Genomic DNA, 17,911 nt, shown 5'->3' with positions numbered 1-17,911 from the left:
CCTAGTGTGCCGGTGCCCCGTCCAGCAGACCGAAGGCGGTCCCCACCAGGCCGATATGGCTGAAAGCCTGCGGGAAGTTGCCCAGCTGGCGGCGCGCCACCGGGTCGTACTCCTCGGAGAGCAGCCCCACGTCGTTGCGCAGCGCCAGCAGCCGTGCGAACAGCTCGTCGGCCGCCGCCCGCCGGCCGCTCAGCGCCAGCGCGTCGACGAGCCAGAACGAGCAGGCCAGGAACGCGCCCTCACCACCCGGCAGCCCGTCGACCGACCCGCCCTCGGTGCTGTAGCGGCGCAGCAGCCCGTCCTGCGACAGCTCCCGGCGCACCGCGTCGATGGTGCCGGTCACCCTCGGGTCGTCCCCCGGCAGAAAGCCGACGCGGGGGATCAGCAGGGTCGCGGCGTCCAGTTCCGCGGAGCCGTAGTACTGGGTGAAGGCGCCCCGCTCGGCGTCGTAGCCCTGCTCGCACACCTCCCGGTGGACGTCGTCGCGCATCGCCCGCCAGCGGTCGAGGTCCCCGCCCAGATGGGGAGCGGCCTCGATCGCCCGCACCGCCCGGTCGGCCGCCACCCAGGCCATGACCTTGGAGTGCACGAAGTGCCGGCGCGGCCCGCGGATCTCCCACAGCCCCTCGTCGGGGTCGCGCCAGGTGGACTCCAGGTAGTCCACCAGCGCCCGCTGGATGCTCCAGGCGTGCGGCTCCGCCGGCAGCCCGGCCGTGCGCGCGACGTGGAAGGAGTCGATCACCTCGCCGTAGACATCGAGTTGGCGCTGCTGTACGGCGGCGTTGCCGATGCGTACGGGCGCGGAGCCGGCGTATCCGGTCAGCCACGGCAGTGCGGACTCCGGCAGCCGACGCTCACCGGCCAGCCCGTACATGATCTGCAGATCGTCGGGGGCGCCGGCCACCGCCCGCAGCAGCCAGTCCCGCCAGGCGCCGGCCTCGTCCAGATACCCGGCCTGGAGCAGCGAGTTCAGGGTGAGGCTGGCGTCGCGCAGCCAGCAGTAGCGGTAGTCCCAGTTGCGGACGCCGCCCAGTTTCTCGGGCAGCGAGGTGGTGGGGGCCGCGACGATGCCGCCGGTGGGCGCGTAGGTCAGGGCCTTGAGGGTGATCAGCGAGCGGATCACGGCCGCGCGGTGCGGACCGCTGTAGCGGCAGCGCGCGGACCACGCGTGCCAGTCCTCCAGGGTGTCCCGGAGCGCCTCGAACGGTTCGATCTGGGTCGGCCGGGGCTCGTGCGAGGGGTGCCAGGTCAGCACGAACGCGGTGCGCTCGCCCTCGGCGACGGTGAAGTCCGAGCGGGTGCTGAAGTCCTTGCCGTAGGTCCTGCCTTGGGAGGGGGTGCGCAGCCATACGGAGTCCGGCCCGGCGATCGCGACCCGGCAGCCCTGGGCGGCGCGCACCCAGGGCACCACCTGCCCGTAGTCGAACCGCAGCCGCAGCACCCCGCGCATCTCGACGCGGCCGCCGAGGCCCTCGACGATCCGTACGACATCGGGTGCGCGGTCGCGCTGCGGCATGAAGTCGGTGACCCGGACCCGGCCCTCGGGGGTGTGCCAGACGGTGTCGAGGATCAGCGAGTCGCCGCGGTAGGAACGCTCGGCGCGGGCCTCGGGGGACCGCGGTGACAGCCGCCAGTGGCCGTTGTCCTTGCCGCCGAGGAGAGCGGCGAAGCAGGCGCCGGAGTCGAAGCGGGGCAGGCACAGCCAGTCGATCGAGCCGTCCCGGCCGACGAGTGCGGCGGTCTGCAGATCGCCGATGAGCGCGTAGTCCTCGATGCGTGGGGCCATTCAGCGCCTCTTCCCACCCGACGGGTGCGCTACTCGGCGGTGACGGCTGTCCGGGTTAGGGCCTGTCCGACCCGTCGGACCGGCCCTGGGCCCCGAACGTCGGACCGGCCCTACGCCGTGGTGTCCGCCGACTCCCGGGCGGTCCCGGCTTCCGGGGCCCGACCGCTCTCGCGGGCTGCCTCGGCCTCGCCGGCCTTCTTCGTCGCGGCCGCCACGCGGTCGCGGCGCTCGCGGCGTACGAGGATCACCCAGCCGACCGGTACCGCGGCCGCGAACAGCCACCACTGGATCGCGTACGCCATGTGCGGGCCGATGGAGTCGTGGTCCGGCTCGGGCACCAGTTCCGGGCCGCCCGGCTGCTTGGGAGCGGTCTGCTCGATATAGCCGCCGAGCACCGGCCGGCCGGTCCGCTTCGCCTGCTCCTTGCTGTTGATCAGCATGACCTGGCGGGCGGGCAGGCCCTTGGTGTCCTTGATGCCGCTGGCCTCGGTGGTCTCGTCGGCCATCATCCGGCCGGTCACGGTGACCTTGCCCTTGGGGGCGGCCGGGACGTCCGGGAACCTGGTGAGGTCGTTGCCCGCGGAGATCCAGCCGCGGTTGACCAGGACGGCGTCGCCGTCGCCGAGGACCAGCGGGGTCAGGACGTAGTAGCCGATGCTCTGCTCGTCGGCGGCGGTGCGCTGGCGGACCACGACCTCGTGGGCGGTGTCGTAGGTGCCGGTGGCGGTGACCGTGCGCCACATCTCGCGCCGCGGCAGGTCCCGGCCGGGCGCGGTCAGGTCGGTGACCGGGACCGGCTCGGCGGCCAGGCTGGCGGCGATGAGCTGGTTCTGCGCCACCTTGTGCTCATGGCGGTGCAGCTGCCAGTAGCCCAGCTTGATCATGACGGGGATCAGCACGAGACCCACGAGGGTGAGGATCACCCACTGCCGGGACAACAGGAAGCGGTACACGGCTTCGACGGTACCTGGGGCACCGCGGCCGCCGAGCCCGGGGTCCCCCCGGCGGCCGCCGGGAAAGGCACGGCCCGCCGTTCAGACCCGGTCGACGATCCCCACCCTTCCGTCCGAGCGGGCGCAGTGGGCGCCGCAGTACCACTTGCCGTCGGCCTCGACGCCCTGGCCGATGATCTGGACCCGGCAGTGCTCACAGATCGGCGCCATGCGGTGGATGGCGCAGGAGAAGCAGTCGAAGACATGCACCGCGCCCTGCGCGTGCACCTCGAACGTCATCCCGTAGTCGTTTCCGCAGACCTCACAACGTGCCATGCGCCACAGGGTGCGGGCGGGCCCCGCGCGGGGCGAGGCGCCGGCGGGTGTGTTGGACCGGCTTCACCCGGAAGCAGGCGGCCAGGCGGGACTTTGCGGCCACCGCCTAGCGGCCGGCCGGCCGCACGTCCTGCAGCAGCTGCATGAAGGCCGCCTCGTCGATCACGACCGTGCCGTACGCGGCGGCCTTGCTGGTCTTGGAGGTCTGGGCGTCCGGATCGTTGGTCACCAGCAGGCTGGTCAGCCGGGACACGCTCGTCGCGACATGCAGCCCGGCCTCGATCGCCCGGTCCTCCAGCAGCTCGCGGTCCACCGAGGTGTCGCCCGAGAAGGCGACCCGCATCCCCTGGACGAGCGGGCCGCCGGCCTCGTAGCGCCCCGGATTGGGGTACGGGCAGGCCGGGCGCTTACGGGACGGCCGCCAGGACGTCGGGCGGTACGACGAGGAGGCGGCGCGCTGCCGCGGCGCGGGGGCGTCCGACCACTCCGTCAGCGGCTGGCAGCTCAGCAGCGGCAGCCGCAGATTCTCCCGCGCGGCCCGCCGCAGACTGGGGCGGAACGCCTCGGCCAGCACCCGGGCGTCGTCCAGCGCGTGGTGGGCGCGCTGCTGCACGACGCCGTAATGCGCGGCGAGCGACTCCAGCTTGTGGTTGGGCAGCGGCAGCCGCAGCTCCTTGGAGAGCGCGATCGTGCACAGCCGCTGGCGCACCGGGGCGGTGGCCGCGGCGCGGGCGTACTCGCGGGCGATCATCGACCAGTCGAACATGGCGTTGTGCGCGACCAGCACCCGGTCCTCCAGGCGCTCGGACAGCTGCGGCACGATATCCGGGAACAGCGGCGCGTCGTCGAGCACGGCGCTCGTCAGGCCGTGGATCCACACCGGCCCCGGATCGCGCTGCGGATTGACCAGGGTGTACCAGTGGTCCTGGACCTCGCCCTGCGCGTCGAGTTGGTACACGGCCGCGGAGATGATCCGGTCGTCGCGGGCCAGCCCCGTGGTCTCCACGTCGACCACCGCGTATCCCTGGGGATACCCGGACGGCCAGGGAGCCGGCGGCGTCTGCGGGCCCGGCTGCTGCCCGATCTTCGGCGCGATCGGGCCGGCTGCTGCCATGGGGTCTTCGAGCATGGTCCCTGAGGATACGGGCCGCCACTGACAGCCACCGAACCGCCGTCGGCCACGAGGGCCCGCGGCATGGTTGTTGACGGCCCGACCGGCCGGCCCCGGGCCGGGCGCGGGGTGCCGTCCTCGCCCGCCCGCGATCGGGAGCGGGGGCCTTTCGCGGGACCGGGCGGAGCGTCAGGACGCGGGGCCGGCGCCCCGCCTCGGCGGGGTCCCGGGCTCCGCGGCCGCGAGCAGCGAGGCCACCACCGCCTCCAGCGCGACCTCGAAGAGCCGCTCCGTGTCGGCCGGCGCGGCCAGCGCGCGGGCCAGCGCCGGATCGTGCCCGGCGGCGGGGGAGTCCCACAGCTCGCCCTCGCTGGGATGCTGCTCGGGTGACCGCTCCCGGGCGCGCTCGACCAGCACGAAGCCGACGACCTGGAACTGGACGGCGCGCACCGCCTCGGCGGCGGCCCGCCCGCGCAGCCCCGCGGTGTGCATCTCGCCGACCAGCGCCTGCTGCGCGGGCAGGAACATCCGCTCCGTCAGGCCGCGTTCGTGCACCATCGCGATCAGCTGCGGCCGCTCGCGCAGCGCCGTACGCAGGCCGCGGGCGACCGAGACGATGCGCGCGTGCGGGGTCCGCCCGATGGGGTGGATCTCGCCCATCTCCCGGACGGTGCGTTCGACGAGCGCGTCCAGCAGGGACTCGCGGTTGCCGACGTGCCAGTAGATGGAGGTGACGGCGGTGCCCAGCTCCGTGGCGAGCCGGCGCATGGTCAGCGCGGCGGGGCCGTGCGCCCGGACCAGCCGGGCGGCCGTGGCCAGAACCTCTTCGCTGGTCAGCGCGGTACGTGTCATGCCCCCCACCTACCCTTTCAACTCCCTTTCCCGCAAGGGTCTTTACCCTTCGACCGGCACGATGTAACAGTGTTACAGGTGCCGCGCCCGGCGCCGGCCACGGCACCCGCACCTCGACCGGCCGTACGACCCCGCACGTCAACCCCCGCAAGTCACCCACGACGAAGGGCGGTACGACATGGCACGCATACGCTACGGAGCGCGCACCGAGGCGGAGATCGCCGCGGCGCGCACCGCCGCCGCCGAGCTCCCCGACATCTGGTCCACCGGCGTGGTCGCCGTCTGGGAGAGCGATCCGGACGCGGTCGCGGCCGTCCTGCCGCCGCCGCTGAAGCCCACCGGCCGCCCGCTGGTCCGGGCCGCCATCAGCACGGTGGACCTGCCCGGCTACCCCCTGGGCGCGGGCTCGGTCGCCGTCGCGGCCGCGCACCACGGCGTCGAGGGCTGGTATCCGCTGGTCATGCCGATGACCCACGAGCGGGCGCTGATCGGCGGCCGGGAGGTCTTCGGCGAGCCCAAGAAGCTGGGCGAGGTGACGGTGGAGCGCGACGGGCCGACCGTACGCGCCGCGCTGGCCCGGCACGGCATCGCCTTCGTCGAGGTGCGCGGCGCGGTCAGCTCCAGCCTGCCCCTCCCGGAGCCGTCGCAGAAGACGGACTTCTACTTCAAGTTCCTTCCGGCGGTGGACGGTTCGGGCTTCGACGCGGACCCGGCCCTCGTGCACTGCCTGCGCGACGAGAAGGTCAGGAAGCTGGAGCGGATCACCGGAGACGTCGTCCTGCGCGAGTCGATGTACGACCCGGTCGCCGACCTCCCCGTGCGCACCCTGGTGGAGATCACCCTTGGCGAGAAGACCACGGACCAGAAGGGCCGGGTCGTCGAGCGGGTCGACGCCCGGGCCCTGCTCCCGTACATCCATCAGCGCTACGACGACCCGCGGCAGATCCTCGACGGCCCGCCCGAGGGGAGCGTCTGACATGGAGCTGCGACCGGGGCAGGTCGCCGTCGTCACCGGCGCGGCGAGCGGCGTCGGGCTCGCCATGGCCCGGCGGTTCGCCGCCGACGGCCTGAAGGTGGTGCTCGCCGACGTCGAGAAGGGCGCCCTGGAGAGCGCGGCCGACGGGCTGCGGGCGGGCGGGGCGACCGTGCACGCGCGCGTGGTCGACGTGGGGGAGCGCGACCAGGTCTTGGCGCTGGCCGAGGACACCTACGCCACGTTCGGCGCCTGCCATGTGCTGTGCAACAACGCGGGCGTCGGCTCCGGCGCCGAGGGCCGCATGTGGCAGCACGAACCCAACGACTGGAAGTGGGCGTTCGCGGTCAACGTGTGGGGCGTCTTCCACGGCGTCCAGGCGTTCGTCCCCCGCATGATCGCGGGCGGGGAGCCGGGCCATGTCGTCAACACCTCGTCGGCGGACGGCGGCATCGCCCCGCTGCCCACCGCCTCCGTGTACGCGGTCACCAAGGCCGCCGTCGTGACGATGACGGAGTCCCTGTACGCGCATCTGAGGGCCGAGCGGGCACGGGTGGGTGCCTCGGTGCTCTTTCCCGGTCCGCACATGCTGCGGACCGGACTGTGGGAGTCGCACCGCAACCGCCCCGACCGGTACGCCAAGCAGCGGCCACGCAAGACCCCCTACCGCAGCCTCGACCAGTGGGAGGCCGCGATGAAGGAGGCCGGGCAGGAGGTCGAGTTCACCCCGGTCGAGCAGGTCGCGGACCTGGTCGCCGACGGCATCGCCGCGGACCGCTTCTGGCTGCTGCCCGACAGCGAGCACAGCGACCGGCAGATCCGGGCCCGGTCGCGGTCGATGCTGGACCGGGCGAACCCGGCGTATCTGGAGAGCTTCATACTCGACTGAGGACCGAGGGACGTAAGCATGAGCAACCAGGACCCGTACCTGATCATCTCCTCCGACTGCCATGCCGGACTGCCCACCGAGGAGTACCGGCCCTATCTGGAGCGCCGTTTCCACCGCGCCTTCGACGCGTTCCTCGGTGAGCGGGACGCCCGCCGCGCGGAGGCGACCCGCCTGGGCATCCGCAACGACGCGTTCGCCGCCAAGTGGTTCGAGGACAACGAGGAGGGCCTGCGCGGCGGCTGGGACACCGCACAGCGCCTCAAGGAGCTCGACGGCGACGGGGTGGCCGCCGAGGTCGTCTTCCCCGACGCGGACGCCGTCGACAGCCGGACCGCCGCGCCCTTCGGGGTGGGCCTCGGCCTCTCCGGCGACCAGGACCCCGAACTCGGCATGGCCGGCGCCCAGGCGCACAACCGCTGGCTCGCCGACTTCGTCTCCCACCACCCCGAACGGCACTGCGGCGTCGCGCTGCTGCCCATCACCGCCGACCCGGCGAAGGTCGTCGCCGAGGTGCACCGGGCCAAGGAGTCGGGGCTCGGCGCCCTGATGATCCCGTCCATGTGGGTCGACAACGAGCCGTACCACGCGCGGCGCTACGACCCCGTGTGGGCGGCGGCCGCCGAATGCGGGATGCCGGTCGTGACGCACTCGGGCGCGGCGCCCCGCCACGAGTACGGCGACCACCTGGGCATCTATGTGAGCGAGGTGACATGGTGGCCGGCCCGCCCCCTGTGGTTCCTGCTGTGGTCCGGTGTCTTCGAGCGCCACCCCGGGCTCAGGTTCGGGGTCGCGGAGTCGGGCTGCTGGTGGCTGCCGAACCTGCTCTGGTTCATGGACCGCCTCTACTCGGGCGCGCACGGCGGCAAGAAGCTCTCCCCGTTCGCCGAGCTGAAGCGCCCTCCGCACGAGTACCTCGACCGGCAGGTCTTCGTCTGCGCCACCAACACCAAACGCCGCGAACTCGCCCAGCGCTACGAGATCGGCGTCGACAACATCCTGTGGGGCAGCGACTTCCCGCATCCGGAAGGGACCTGGCCCAACACCCGCGGCTGGCTGCGCGGCACCTTCCACGACATCCCGGTCGCCGAGACCCGGCGGATGCTGGGCCTGGCCGCCGCCGAGGTCTTCGGCTTCGACACCGAGCACCTGGCACCCCTCGCGGCCCGCATCGGCCCGACCCCGGCCGACCTCGGCCAGGACGCCGACCAGAGCGCCGTGGAGGCCTCCTGGGCCCGCTCCCGCGAGGCGGGCCGGCACTGGCTCACCGGCCAGGACTTCCCGACCCTGGGGGTGACCCCGTGAGCACCTCCGAGGACCGCTACACGGTGATCTCGGCGGACTGCCACGCGGGCGCCGATCTCCTCGACTACAAGCCGTACTTGGAGGCCAAGCACCACGACGCCTTCGACGCGTGGGCGGCCACCTACGTGAACCCCTACGAGGACCTGCTCGCCGACACCGCCGACCGCAACTGGAACTCCGCCCTGCGGCTGGCGGAACTGGAGGCCGACGGCATCGTCGCCGAGGTCGTCTTCCCCAACACCATCCCGCCGTTCTTCCCCAGCGCCTCGCTGATGGCCCCGGCGCCCACCCGCGCGGAGTACGAGCGGCGCTGGGCGGGCCTGCGCGCCCACAACCGCTGGCTCGCCGACTTCTGCGCCGACGCCCCGGGGCGCCGGGCCGGCGTCGCCCAGATCCTCCTCAACGATGTCGACGAGGCCGTACGGGAGGTCCGCCGCACCAAGGCGGCCGGCCTCACCGGCGGCATCCTGCTCCCCGGCACCCCACCCGGCTCCGGCCTGCCCGAACTCCACTCCGAGGTGTACGACCCCCTGTGGGCCGTCTGCGCCGAGCTGGAGGTCCCCGTCAACCACCACGGCGGCTCGGCCTCCCCGCCCCTCGGCGACGAACCCGCCGCCCGCGCCGTCTTCATGGTCGAGACGACCTGGTTCTCGCACCGCGCCCTGTGGCACCTGATCTTCGGCGGCGCCTTCCGCCGCCATCCGGGCCTGCGCCTGGTCCTCACCGAACAGGGCTCCGGCTGGATCCCCGGCGTCCTGGGCATGCTGGACTACTACCACGGCCGGCTGGTGGCCGCCGCGTCCCGGGCCGCCACCGCCGAGTCCAAGTTCGGCGCCGGCCTGGCCGCGAGCATGGGAGCCTCGCCGGGCAGCGTCTGGCGCGAGTGCTGCTACGTGGGCGCCAGCTTCATGCGCCCCCACGAGGTCCCGCTCCGCCACCGCATCGGCCTCGACAAGATCATGTGGGGCAGCGACTACCCCCATGACGAGGGCACCCACCCGCACTCCCGCGAGGCCCTCCGCCTCGCCTACGCCGGCCTGCCCCCCGACGAGATCGCCCCCATGCTCGGCACCAACGCCGCCCGGGTCTACGGCTTCGACCTCACCCGCCTCGCCCCGATAGCCGCCCGCGTCGGCCCCACGCACGGCGAACTCTCGGTGCCCCTGGAAGAGATCCCCCCGGACGCCACCAGCCCGGCGTTCGCCCCGGGCGGCTCGGTGCGGGTGTGGTGAGGCGCGGTCCGGCCGCGAGGCGGTGCGGCGGGCTCAGGCGGACGCGGCGGCCGCCGAGGAGCCGAGTACCCGGGCGACCTCGGGGAGTTCCTCCACCGAGCCGTTCCCGTCCCTGCGCACCCGGTGCAGGGTTGCCCCGGGCGTACGGGCGACGACCTCCGTGAGGCGGCCGTGGGCGAACAGCCCGGCGGCGCCGTCGTCGACCGCCCACCCTCCGGGAAGCGCACGGTCGCCGACGGCCGTCAGGTAGCCGGGGCGGCGCCCGGGCTCGCTGTCGTAGTGCGGACACAGGCTGCCGGGCAGCAGTCCCAGCCCGTCGGCGAGCGGTGCCGGCGGGCCGAAGGAGTCCGAGAAAGCGCTCTGGAACCAGCAGCACGCGCCCGCGCTGATGCCGCACAGCAGCACTCCGGCCCGGTACGCCTCGCGCAGCACCGCGTCCAGGCCGTGCAGCCGCCAGACGGCGAGCATGTTGGCGGTGTTGCCGCCCCCGACGTAGACGACGTCCTGCGCGAGGACGAACGCCCGCAGATCGGACACGGTGCGCCGGAACAGCTCCAGATGGCTCGCCTCGCAGTCCCGTGCGCCGAACGCGGCGTGGAACTTCTCGATGTACCCCGGCGCGTCGCCGCTCGCGGTGGGCACGAAGCACACCCGGGGCCGCGCCCGCCCGGTGGCGGCCAGTACGTAGTCGTCCAGGAGCGTGTCGGGATCGTCGGAGAAGCCGCCGCCGAGCAGGGCGATGGTGGGTGCGGTGGTCATCGGGCTCCGTCTTCCGTCGTCGTGGCCGCGCCTGCGGCAGGACGGCAAGCTACCGGCGGTACGCCGTGCCGGGTAGCTGACATCACGTCTCACATACTTCTGAGTAACAACCCCTAGCGGCACTCCTGTCACCGCCCTTATGGTGCGGAGCATGCCGCACCTGCCCGATGTCGTGTTGTGGTCCGTACCCGCCTTTGTCCTGCTCACCGTCGTCGAGATGGTGAGCTACCGCCTGCATCCCGACGAGGACGCGGCCGGCTACGAAGCCAAGGACGCGGCCACCAGCGTCGGCATGGGGCTGGGCAGCCTCGTCTTCGACGCGCTGTGGAAGATACCCATCGTGGCGATCTACGCCGCGGTCTACGAACTCACCCCGCTGCGCGTGCCGGTGCTGTGGTGGACGCTGCTGCTGATGCTGCTCGCCCAGGACTTCTTCTACTACTGGTCGCACCGCGGCCACCACGTCATCCGCATCCTGTGGGCCTGCCATGTGGTGCACCACTCCAGCGAGAAGTTCAACCTCACCACGGCCCTGCGGCAGCCCTGGACGACCTGGACCGTCTGGCCGTTCTACGTCCCGATGGTCGCCCTCGGCGTGCATCCGGCCGCGATCGCCTTCACCTCCGGCGCCAACCTGGTCTACCAGTTCTGGGTGCACACCGAGCGGGTCGGCAAGCTGCCGCGGCCCTTCGAGTTCGTCCTCAACACGCCCTCCCACCACCGCGTCCACCACGCCTCGCAGGGCGGCTACCTGGACCGCAACTTCGGCGGGATCCTGATCATCTGGGACCGGATGTTCGGCTCGTTCGTCCCCGAGACCGAGCGGCCCGTCTACGGCCTCACCAAGAACATCAAGACCTACAACCCGCTACGGGTGGCCACCCACGAGTACGCCGCCATCGCCCGCGACGTACGGGCCGCGGGCAGCTGGAGCGAGCGCGCCGGACGGGTCTTCCGCGGACCGGGCTGGCAGCCGGCCGGGCGGCAGGAAGCCGCGCCGGCCGACCGCACGGCGCCCGCCCCGGTCGAGGAGCCCGTGACGTGACGCCGCGCTGGCCGGGCGGCCTGCGGCCGCTGTCCGTGGCGTTCGCCGCGCTGGCCGTCGTGCATCTCGGGGCGCTGCTCGCGGGAGCCGCCACCGTCGAGCACCTCACCAAGCCCGCGCTGATGCCGGTGCTCGCCGGCTACGTCCTGGCGCGCGGCGGCCCCGCGCTGCTGGCCGGCGCGCTGCTGTTCGGCTGCGGCGGCGACACCTTCCTGCAGATCGGCGGGGACGTCCTGTTCCTGGTGGGGATGGGCTCGTTCGCCGCCGGGCACCTGTGCTACCTGCTGCTGTTCGCCCGCCACGGAGCGGGGCCCGCCCCCGGGCGGCGGGGGCGCACGGCCGCGCTCACCGCCGCGTACGCCGCCGCGCTGGTCGGGGCCGTGGCCCTGCTGTGGCCCGGCCTCCCGGCCGAGCTGCGGATCCCGGTCGCCGGTTACAGCCTGCTGCTCACCGCGATGGCCTTCGGGGCGCTGCGCGCGGGCCCCTGGGCCACGGCCGGCGGACTGCTCTTCCTGCTCTCCGACACCCTGATCGCCAGCGGTATCGCCCACTGGCCGCAGCTGCCCGCCCCCCAGTTCTGGATCATGGCCACCTACACCGCCGCCCAGTGCGCGCTGACCGCCGGCGTCCTGCGATCCGCCGCCACCACGGCGCCGCGGCCCCCGTCCCCGCACTCGGCAGACGTCCCGGCGGCGGGCGTCGCCTAGCCGGCGGACTTGAGTCTCCCCCCGTGGGAGACGCGACAGTGGAGGGCATGTACGAGGACGGCGCAGGCCCACTGACCATCGGCGCGCTGGCGCGCCTGACCGGCGTCCCGGTCAAGACCATCCGGAACTGGTCCGACCAGGGCCTGCTGCCGCCCGCCGCCCGCACCCCCGCGGGCTACCGGCTGTACGGCAGCGACGCCCCGGCCCGCCTGGAGATCGTGCGCAGCCTGCGCGAACTGGGCATCGGGACGGCGGCGATCCGGTCCGTACTGCGGCGTGAGCGCACGCTCGCCGAGACGGCGGCCCAGTGGGCGGACGCGCTGGACGCGCAGATCCTCCCCCAAGCTCTTAAGGAGCAGGGGGGACCCCCATCTGCGGCTGCAGTGCGCCGTGCTGCGCACGGTGGCCGAGCGGGACAGCGCAGCAGAGGAGCTGCCCCACATGACCGAACTCGCCCGCCTGTCGGCCGGTGAACGCCGCCGGATCATCGCGGACTTCCTGACGGACGCCCTCGACGGCGTACCCGACTCCGCCTATCGCAGCGGTCTGCTGGCCGCCGTCCCCGACCTGCCCGACGCGCCCACCCCCGACCAGCTCGGCGCCTGGGTCGAACTGGCCGCCCTGGTCCGCGAGCCGGAGCTGCCGGCCGCGCTGCGCCGGCTGGCCGAGTACAGCGCGCGCACCGCGCCGGAAGACGGCGGCGCGGAAGCCGAAGCGGCCGCCGTGCGCGTCGCCGAGCTGATGCGTGCGCGCGCCGAGGCGGCCGTCGCGGCCGGCCTGGCCCCCGACTCCCCGGCCGCCGGGCCCGTCGTCGCCGAGCTGGTCGCCGCCTGGATCCCCACCCAGGCCGACGTCGCCGGCGCGCCCACCGAGGACGGCCCGGCCGCCCGCGCCCGGCTGCTGGAGCAGCTGCAAACCGCGGCCGAGCCGTCCGTCGAGCGCTACTGGCAGCTGCTGTGCGCGGTCACCGGCCGGCCCGCCCCGCCCGGCTGGGGCCCCGCGGGCACCTGGACGGCCGCGGCCCTGCGCGCCCACCTCCGGCCGCTGGAGGTCGACCGCTCGGCGTTCGAGGAGACCGACCCGCAACGGGTGCTGTACGCCTACGCACAGGTGACCCGCGACGTCGGCGCCCTGGTGGCCGCCGTACGGCCGGCGGACCTCGCGCTGCCGACGCCTTGCGCGCACTGGAGCGTGGCCCAACTGCTGGACCACATGGTGTGGGAGAACCTGATGGCCGCCTCGATCGCCGAGGGCGCCCCGCGCACCGACCACACCGCCGACCACCTCGGCGACGACCATGTCGCCGCCTTCGCGGACGCGGCGCACGCCGCCCTCGCCGCGTTCACCGGCAGCGGGATGCTGCAGCGCCGCTACGGGCCCCACGATGCACCCGGCGCGATGATCGTCCAGCAGGTCGTGGTGGAACTCCTCGCCCACGGCTGGGACTTGGCGAGGGCACTGGGCGCCCCGACCGGCCTCGCGCCGGAGGTCGCCGAGGAGACCCTGGCGGCGGTGCACCGGATCTACGGGGCCGCGCCGCGCACCGAGGGCGGATCGTTCGCGCCCGAGCGCCCCGCCGCGCCCGGGGCCACCGCCGCCGACCGGCTCGCGGCCTTCCTCGGCCGCGAGTGGCCCCCGGCCGGGCTCCGCTGACGCGACGGCCCAACCGGAGCGCCCGGCACACCGTGTCGGCCGGTGTGCCGGGCAGGGCGCACGGTTACTTCTTCACCGCGTCCAGGGCATCGACGATGCCGTAGCCGAAGTGGCTGTTGACGTGCTTGGTGCCGGTGCAGGTCGCGTCACCCGTGGGGCAGCCGGGGTTGTCCGCCTGCTGCTTGAGGAGCCACTGCAGCTCCTGCGGGCTGGACTTGGGGTGGGCGCTCTTGAGCAGCGCGGCGACGCCCGAGACGTGCGGGGACGCCATGGAGGTGCCGGCCAGGTAGGCCCAGTCGCCGCCCGGCATGGTGGAGAGGATGTTGCCGTTCTTGGCGGGCAGCTCGGGAACCTGCTTGGAGTCGCCGCCCGGTGCGGCCACATCGATCTGGCCGAGCCCGTAGTTGGAGTAGCCGGACTTGAGCTTGTGCACACCGCTCGCCGCGACCGTCACCGTGCCTGGAAGCTGGGTGGGCACATCCCAGCAGGTCTTCGGGTTGATGGTGCGCTCGACGGGGGTGGAGTCGTTCGGGCTGCTGGCGTCGGGGAGCTTGGCGGCTCCCAGATCGAGGTCGGAGTTGCCCGCGGCGGCGATGTTGATCGCCCCCTTACGCTGGGCGTAGCTCGCCGCACGGCCGACCGCGTCAACGATGGCGGCCTGGTCGGCGTCATCCTTGCAGTTGAACATCCACGGGTCTACGTAGTAGCTGTTGTTGGTGACCTCGACCCCGTGGTCGGCCGCGAAGACGAAGGCGCAGACCACGCTCTCGGCGTAGAACAGGCTCGTCTCCGGCTCGCTGACCTTGATCGCGGAGACCTTCACGCCCGGGGCGACGCCGGCCACGCCGGTGCCGTTGCGGGCCGCGGCGATCGTGCCCGCGACATGGGTGCCGTGGTAGTCGCTGCTGGGGTCCCAGGGGCGCCAGGCCCCCTTGGACGTGTCGGCCACGCCGCCGACGCAGTTGGCGGACTGCTTCGCGGAGAAGTTGGCCTTCAGGTCCGGGTGGGTGTCGTCCACGCCGGTGTCGATGACGGCGACGGTGACGTCCCTGCTGCCCGGGTTCACCTGCGCGGCCTTGTCGGCCTTGATGGCGGGCAGGTCCCACTGCAGCGGCTCCAGCGGCTCCTGACCGTTCGCCTTCGCCGCGCTGCCGACCGCCTTGAGCTGAGACTTCGGCAGATCGATCTTCTGCGGCTTGCCGACGTCGGTGGTGCCCGAGGCCTTCAGGGGCGCGGTGCGGCTGGCGCCGGCGGTCTGCACGCCCGGCACCGTCCGTATGGTGGCGGCGAACTGCGGGTTCGCCGAGTGGACGACGATCACGCCTATCTGCTCATGGGCGACGATCACCTTCCCGCCGGCCTTGGCTATCGCCTTCTCCACCTTGCCGACGGTGGCATGGCCGGGCGTGGTGTTCACGACGTACGACAGCAGCGGGCCGTCGGCCTGCGCGGCGGCCGGGGCGGAGTCCTGGGGCGCGGCGGTGGCCGCGTTCGGCAGGAAGCCGAGGGACGCCGTCAGAGCCAGCCCGAGCGGTACGGCCAGCGCCCGCATGCGTCTGGATCGGGGATGTGCCATGGGGGTTCTCCACATCATCCGTGAGACCGCCCGTACGCGGGTTTGCGCACGGGCGGATGCAGTGAGACGTGAAGTTATCGGCGATCACTGACGCGCAGCAATGGAACGGGGAGAAAACCTGTCAGGAGTGGTGAATTGATGTCCTGCCGGCCCCGGTTCGCGCTCGGCCGCGGGGCCCGGCCGGCCGTGGCGCCCCGTCAGTCGCCGCGGCGCAGCGTGGCGATGCTCAGCAGCGGCAGGGGGATCCGCGGGCCGTACCAGCGGCGCGCGGCCGGGGCGGCCTCCGGGCGCGGCCGCGACGGGGTGACGGTGAGCGGCACCGGCAGTCGGACGCTGCCGTACGGGCGCCGGCGGGGAGCGGGTGGCTGCGGGGCCTGCTGGGGCGGCGGGTTCACATCCGGCTCAACGAACCGCCCCGCGCGCGGTGGCGGTCGCCGCGGCCATTCCCCCGATTTTCCTCGGGGATTCAACCAACGCCCCTCTGTCGGATCGGGTGGTGCGGCCCTACCATGCGTGATCAACATCACTTACGCGGGCTTTACGCCGACCGGGCCGTCCCCCGTGCCGACCCGGCGCGCCGGCCCGCACCAGCCGCCCCCTCGCGTCAGGAGATTCCGTGAGCGCCGCACCCACCACCGATCCGGGGACGCATGAGCCGCCCGACTACATCCAGGTGCAGTCGAGCGCGGAATTCAACGAACTCCGCAGCGCACGCCGCTCGTTCGCCTTCCCGCTGACCGTCGCCTTCATCGCCTGGTACCTCGGGTACGTACTGCTGTCGAGCTACGCCGGCGGCTTCATGGCCATCAAGGTCCTCGGCAACGTCAACGTCGCCTTCGTCCTCGGCGTCGCCCAGTTCGTGACCACCTTCCTCATCGCCTGGTGGTACTCCCGGCACGCCGCCACCAAGCTCGACCCCAAGGCCGAGGCCATCAAGTCCCGTCTGGAGGGCGGCGCATGACCCTCACCCAGCAGCCGCTCGCGCTCCAGCTCGCGGCCGGCGGCGCGGGTGAGCACCGCGCCCTGATCATCACCCTCTTCGCGGTCTTCGTCGCCGCCACCCTCGGCATCACCGTCTGGGCCGGCCGGCAGACCAAGGGCGCGGAGGACTTCTACGCCGGCGGCCGGCAGTTCAGCGGCTTCCAGAACGGCCTGGCCATCTCCGGCGACTACATGTCCGCCGCGTCCTTCCTGGGTATCGCCGGCGCCATCGCCCTCTTCGGCTACGACGGCTTCCTGTACTCCATCGGATTCCTCGTCGCCTGGCTCGTCGCGCTGTTGCTGGTCGCCGAACCGCTGCGCAACTCCGGCCGGTTCACCATGGGCGACGTCCTCGCCTACCGGATGCGCCAGCGCCCGGTCCGCACGGCCGCGGGCACCTCCACCATCATCGTCTCGATCTTCTACCTGCTTGCCCAGATGGCGGGCGCCGGCGCCCTGGTCACCCTGCTGCTGGGCATCACCAGCGAGGCCGGCAAGATCCTGGTCGTCGTCCTCGTCGGCATCGTGATGATCCTCTACGTCAGCATCGGCGGCATGAAGGGCACCACCTGGGTGCAGATGGTCAAGGCGGTCCTGCTGATCGCCGGCACCCTGCTGATCACGTTCCTGGTGGCGCTCAAGTTCCACTTCAACCTCTCCGCGCTGCTCGGCGCCGCCGCGGAGAACAGCGGCAAGGGCTCCGCATTCCTGGAGCCCGGCCTCAAGTACGGTGCCACCGCCACCTCGAAGATCGACTTCATCTCGCTGGGCATCGCGCTCGTCCTGGGCACCGCGGGCCTGCCACACATCCTCATCCGCTTCTACACCGTCCCCACCGCCAAGGCCGCCCGCAAGTCCGTGAACTGGGCGATCGGCATCATCGGCGTCTTCTACCTGATGACCATCGCGCTGGGCTTCGGCGCCGCCGCCCTCATCAAGCCCGAGACGATCACCGTCTCCAACAAGGCGGGCAACACCGCGGCGCCGCTCCTGGCGGAGGCGATCGGCGGCGGCGCCGGCTCCACCGGCGGCGCCATCCTGCTCGCCGTGATCTCCGCGGTGGCCTTCGCCACGATCCTCGCGGTGGTCGCCGGCCTGACCCTCGCCTCGTCCTCGTCCTTCGCGCACGACCTGTACGTCAACGTCATCCGCAGGGGCAAGGCCACCGAGAAGGAGGAGGTCGGCGCGGCCCGCTGGGCCACCGTCGGCATCGGCGCGGTCGCCATCGGGCTGGGCGTCTTCGCCCGCGGGCTGAACGTCGCCGGCCTGGTGGCGCTCGCCTTCGCGGTCGCCGCCTCGGCCAACCTCCCGACGATCCTCTACAGCCTGTTCTGGAAGCGGTTCACCACCCAGGGCGCGCTCTGGTCCATCTACGGAGGCCTCACCTCCTCCGTCGTCCTGGTGCTCTTCTCACCGGTCGTCTCCGGCAAGGAGACCTCCATGTTCCCCGGCGCGGACTTCGGCTTCTTCCCGCTGGAGAACCCGGGCCTGATCTCCATCCCGCTGGGCTTCCTGCTCGGCTGGCTGGGCTCGCTGCTGTCCAAGGAGGAGCCGGACGTCAAGAAGTACGCCGAGCTGGAGGTCCGCTCGCTGACCGGGACCGGGGCGCACTGAGTCGTCCGTACAGGACCGGGGGGGGGGGGGGGGGGGGGGGGGGGGGGGGGGGGGGGGGGGGGGGGGGGGGGGGGGGGGGGGGGGGGGGGGGGGGGGGGGGGGGGGGGGTGCCGATGTTGAACGTGGCGGTGGTGGTCGCGCCGGCCAGCGTCGGTGCGGCGTT

18 protein-coding genes are annotated in these 17,911 nt (G+C 73.0%); 10 read left to right on the top strand and 8 right to left on the bottom strand.

What is annotated here, in order from left to right; translation table 11 throughout:
- Position 1: 1 nt before the first annotated feature.
- The 5 genes from ACZ5XZ_RS34050 to ACZ5XZ_RS34030 form a co-directional block, all read right to left on the bottom strand.
- Positions 2-1,786: a glycoside hydrolase family 15 protein gene (locus ACZ5XZ_RS34050; protein ID WP_468985286.1), complete on the bottom strand. Its 1,785-nt coding sequence runs from the start codon at positions 1,784-1,786 to the stop codon at positions 2-4.
- Between the two features lie 110 nt (positions 1,787-1,896).
- Entirely contained in the window at positions 1,897-2,739 is an 843-nt protein-coding gene (locus tag ACZ5XZ_RS34045; protein WP_468985284.1) for an SURF1 family cytochrome oxidase biogenesis protein, read from the bottom strand.
- Positions 2,740-2,820: 81 nt separating this feature from the next.
- Complete coding sequence (locus ACZ5XZ_RS34040) at positions 2,821-3,054, bottom strand: hypothetical protein (protein WP_077192103.1); 234 nt, start codon at positions 3,052-3,054, stop codon at positions 2,821-2,823.
- 106 nt (positions 3,055-3,160) lie between these two features.
- Positions 3,161-4,183, bottom strand: coding sequence for a DEDDh family exonuclease (locus ACZ5XZ_RS34035; protein ID WP_468985282.1), 1,023 nt, complete (start codon positions 4,181-4,183; stop codon positions 3,161-3,163).
- Positions 4,184-4,354: 171 nt separating this feature from the next.
- Complete coding sequence (locus ACZ5XZ_RS34030) at positions 4,355-5,017, bottom strand: TetR/AcrR family transcriptional regulator (protein WP_468985280.1); 663 nt, start codon at positions 5,015-5,017, stop codon at positions 4,355-4,357.
- 178 nt (positions 5,018-5,195) lie between these two features.
- Between ACZ5XZ_RS34030 and ACZ5XZ_RS34025 the strand changes: the two genes are divergently transcribed.
- Genes ACZ5XZ_RS34025 through ACZ5XZ_RS34010 form a run of 4 tightly spaced genes read left to right on the top strand, consistent with a single transcriptional unit; the run spans position 5,196 to position 9,413 of the window.
- Positions 5,196-5,993, top strand: coding sequence for an acetoacetate decarboxylase family protein (locus tag ACZ5XZ_RS34025; protein ID WP_468985277.1), 798 nt, complete (start codon positions 5,196-5,198; stop codon positions 5,991-5,993).
- Between the two features lies 1 nt (position 5,994).
- Positions 5,995-6,879: an SDR family NAD(P)-dependent oxidoreductase gene (locus ACZ5XZ_RS34020; protein ID WP_468985274.1), complete on the top strand. Its 885-nt coding sequence runs from the start codon at positions 5,995-5,997 to the stop codon at positions 6,877-6,879.
- An 18-nt stretch (positions 6,880-6,897) separates the two neighbouring features.
- Positions 6,898-8,181: an amidohydrolase family protein gene (locus tag ACZ5XZ_RS34015; protein ID WP_468985271.1), complete on the top strand. Its 1,284-nt coding sequence runs from the start codon at positions 6,898-6,900 to the stop codon at positions 8,179-8,181.
- A complete protein-coding gene (locus ACZ5XZ_RS34010) occupies positions 8,178-9,413 on the top strand; it encodes an amidohydrolase family protein (RefSeq protein WP_468985269.1) in 1,236 nt (411 codons plus the stop codon). Before ACZ5XZ_RS34015 ends, ACZ5XZ_RS34010 begins: the two co-directional genes overlap by 4 nt.
- A 33-nt stretch (positions 9,414-9,446) precedes the next feature.
- Here the strand turns inward: ACZ5XZ_RS34010 and ACZ5XZ_RS34005 are convergent, their stop codons facing one another.
- A complete protein-coding gene (locus tag ACZ5XZ_RS34005; RefSeq protein WP_468985266.1) occupies positions 9,447-10,172 on the bottom strand; it encodes a Type 1 glutamine amidotransferase-like domain-containing protein in 726 nt (241 codons plus the stop codon).
- A gap of 151 nt (positions 10,173-10,323) precedes the next feature.
- Between ACZ5XZ_RS34005 and ACZ5XZ_RS34000 the strand changes: the two genes are divergently transcribed.
- Genes ACZ5XZ_RS34000 through ACZ5XZ_RS33985 form a run of 4 tightly spaced genes read left to right on the top strand, consistent with a single transcriptional unit; the run spans position 10,324 to position 13,577 of the window.
- A complete protein-coding gene (locus ACZ5XZ_RS34000; protein WP_468985263.1) occupies positions 10,324-11,217 on the top strand; it encodes a sterol desaturase family protein in 894 nt (297 codons plus the stop codon).
- Positions 11,214-11,924, top strand: a complete 711-nt coding sequence (locus ACZ5XZ_RS33995; RefSeq protein ID WP_468985261.1) for a lysoplasmalogenase — start codon at positions 11,214-11,216, stop codon at positions 11,922-11,924. The genes ACZ5XZ_RS34000 and ACZ5XZ_RS33995 overlap by 4 nt, the downstream gene beginning before the upstream one ends.
- A gap of 23 nt (positions 11,925-11,947) precedes the next feature.
- Positions 11,948-12,397, top strand: a complete 450-nt coding sequence (locus tag ACZ5XZ_RS33990; RefSeq protein WP_468985258.1) for a helix-turn-helix domain-containing protein — start codon at positions 11,948-11,950, stop codon at positions 12,395-12,397.
- A complete protein-coding gene (locus ACZ5XZ_RS33985) occupies positions 12,366-13,577 on the top strand; it encodes a TIGR03086 family metal-binding protein (protein WP_468985256.1) in 1,212 nt (403 codons plus the stop codon). The genes ACZ5XZ_RS33990 and ACZ5XZ_RS33985 overlap by 32 nt, the downstream gene beginning before the upstream one ends.
- Before the next feature lie 64 nt (positions 13,578-13,641).
- Here the strand turns inward: ACZ5XZ_RS33985 and ACZ5XZ_RS33980 are convergent, their stop codons facing one another.
- Together ACZ5XZ_RS33980 and ACZ5XZ_RS33975 are read right to left on the bottom strand one after the other, a co-directional pair.
- Entirely contained in the window at positions 13,642-15,153 is a 1,512-nt protein-coding gene (locus ACZ5XZ_RS33980; protein ID WP_468985253.1) for a S8 family serine peptidase, read from the bottom strand.
- A gap of 197 nt (positions 15,154-15,350) precedes the next feature.
- Positions 15,351-15,548 carry a hypothetical protein gene (locus ACZ5XZ_RS33975; protein WP_468985251.1) on the bottom strand — a complete coding sequence of 66 codons (198 nt, stop codon included), beginning with the start codon at positions 15,546-15,548 and terminating at the stop codon, positions 15,351-15,353.
- Between the two features lie 221 nt (positions 15,549-15,769).
- Between ACZ5XZ_RS33975 and ACZ5XZ_RS33970 the strand changes: the two genes are divergently transcribed.
- Both ACZ5XZ_RS33970 and ACZ5XZ_RS33965 read left to right on the top strand, forming a co-directional pair.
- On the top strand, positions 15,770-16,114 hold the full coding sequence (locus ACZ5XZ_RS33970; protein WP_468985248.1) for a DUF485 domain-containing protein: 345 nt from the start codon (positions 15,770-15,772) through the stop codon (positions 16,112-16,114).
- A complete protein-coding gene (locus ACZ5XZ_RS33965) occupies positions 16,111-17,748 on the top strand; it encodes a solute symporter family protein (protein WP_468985245.1) in 1,638 nt (545 codons plus the stop codon). The genes ACZ5XZ_RS33970 and ACZ5XZ_RS33965 overlap by 4 nt, the downstream gene beginning before the upstream one ends.
- Positions 17,749-17,911 lie beyond the last annotated feature (163 nt).

This window comes from Streptomyces sp. NPDC033270, from assembly GCF_055576575.1.
Note: the sequence above shows the minus strand (reverse complement) of the source record. Positions and strands in the feature narration are given on the sequence as shown.

What these genes read in the sequence shown, in the direction of transcription:
- ACZ5XZ_RS34050 (WP_468985286.1), bottom strand. Translation starts at nt 1,786, where the DNA reads ATGGCCCCACGCATCGAGGACTACGCGCTCATCGGCGATCTGCAGACC.
- ACZ5XZ_RS34040 (WP_077192103.1), bottom strand. Translation starts at nt 3,054, where the DNA reads ATGGCACGTTGTGAGGTCTGCGGAAACGACTACGGGATGACGTTCGAG.
- ACZ5XZ_RS34035 (WP_468985282.1), bottom strand. Translation starts at nt 4,183, where the DNA reads ATGCTCGAAGACCCCATGGCAGCAGCCGGCCCGATCGCGCCGAAGATC.
- ACZ5XZ_RS34030 (WP_468985280.1), bottom strand. Translation starts at nt 5,017, where the DNA reads ATGACACGTACCGCGCTGACCAGCGAAGAGGTTCTGGCCACGGCCGCC.
- ACZ5XZ_RS34025 (WP_468985277.1), top strand. Translation starts at nt 5,196, where the DNA reads ATGGCACGCATACGCTACGGAGCGCGCACCGAGGCGGAGATCGCCGCG.
- ACZ5XZ_RS34020 (WP_468985274.1), top strand. Translation starts at nt 5,995, where the DNA reads ATGGAGCTGCGACCGGGGCAGGTCGCCGTCGTCACCGGCGCGGCGAGC.
- ACZ5XZ_RS34015 (WP_468985271.1), top strand. Translation starts at nt 6,898, where the DNA reads ATGAGCAACCAGGACCCGTACCTGATCATCTCCTCCGACTGCCATGCC.
- ACZ5XZ_RS34005 (WP_468985266.1), bottom strand. Translation starts at nt 10,172, where the DNA reads ATGACCACCGCACCCACCATCGCCCTGCTCGGCGGCGGCTTCTCCGAC.
- ACZ5XZ_RS34000 (WP_468985263.1), top strand. Translation starts at nt 10,324, where the DNA reads ATGCCGCACCTGCCCGATGTCGTGTTGTGGTCCGTACCCGCCTTTGTC.
- ACZ5XZ_RS33985 (WP_468985256.1), top strand. Translation starts at nt 12,366, where the DNA reads ATGACCGAACTCGCCCGCCTGTCGGCCGGTGAACGCCGCCGGATCATC.
- ACZ5XZ_RS33980 (WP_468985253.1), bottom strand. Translation starts at nt 15,153, where the DNA reads ATGGCACATCCCCGATCCAGACGCATGCGGGCGCTGGCCGTACCGCTC.
- ACZ5XZ_RS33965 (WP_468985245.1), top strand. Translation starts at nt 16,111, where the DNA reads ATGACCCTCACCCAGCAGCCGCTCGCGCTCCAGCTCGCGGCCGGCGGC.